At 66.2% G+C, this 844-nt stretch carries 1 protein-coding gene; it reads right to left on the bottom strand.

What is annotated here, in order from left to right; genetic code table 11:
* On the bottom strand, positions 1–844 hold an 844-nt coding region (locus MOV75_RS40070; RefSeq protein WP_247008367.1), incomplete at both ends, for a hypothetical protein.

The following is an 844-nucleotide window of genomic DNA, read 5'->3' as shown; positions in this document are numbered from 1 at the left end:
AGGCCGTCGTGGTCGGCGATATCTCGCTGACGACGATCGCGCCGGCAAGCCCGTTGGACCCTGCCCCGCCCGAGGCCGCGCCGGCCGCAATCACGCTGGCGCTGTCGGCCATCACCAGCAGGGTGTCGTAGGTCGAGATCGAGGTACTGCGGATGTGCGCGTCGGTCGCGTTGCCGCCCGTGGGATCGGCGATCGAGGCATAAGTCAGCCCGATGCCGACGCCGGCCTGGCCCCCCGCTATATAGAGCGAACCGCCGCCGATCGCGATGTTCGTCGTCTGGTAGGCGTCGACTTCGAGCGCGCGGTTGACGCCGGTGGATTGGCCCGTGATCGTCGAGCTCTCGATATAGGCGGTGGCGCTGTCGGTGATGATGCCGACGGAGGCCGACAGCGACGCCGCATTGGATTTCGACCCCGCCACGCCCAGAGCAACGACGGTTTCCGAGCCGCCATTGAGCGCCTGCACCGTCACCGAACTCTGGTTGTTCATGGTGGTGCCGTAGATATAGGCGAGCGTCGCATTGTCAGACATCGCCGCCGCGATTGCGCCGCCGATCGCAGCCCCCTGGGCAGACCCTCCGGCCAGATTGAGCGCCCCGGAGCCTGAACCATTATTGAGCATGGTGTCGTTGAGCGCCTGAACGATCGTATTCGTCACCACGGCACCGGTCGTCGTATACTTGTTGACCGTCGTGTTCTTGATATAGGCGCTGGTGCCGAGCGAGACGTCGCTGACCGACGAGCTGCCGGCGAGATCGAGGCTGAAGCCGCTGGTGCTCGATCCCGAGGTCGAACCGATTTTGCCCGCGGCCGTCGCCACGCCGGCGGTCCCGCCGGTCGAGGC

The organism is Bradyrhizobium sp. PRIMUS42 (assembly GCF_023006515.1).
In the GTDB taxonomy this organism is placed as follows: domain Bacteria; phylum Pseudomonadota; class Alphaproteobacteria; order Rhizobiales; family Xanthobacteraceae; genus Bradyrhizobium.
The sequence above is the reverse complement of the archived record's forward strand: the minus strand, read 5'-3'. Positions and strand labels throughout refer to the sequence as shown.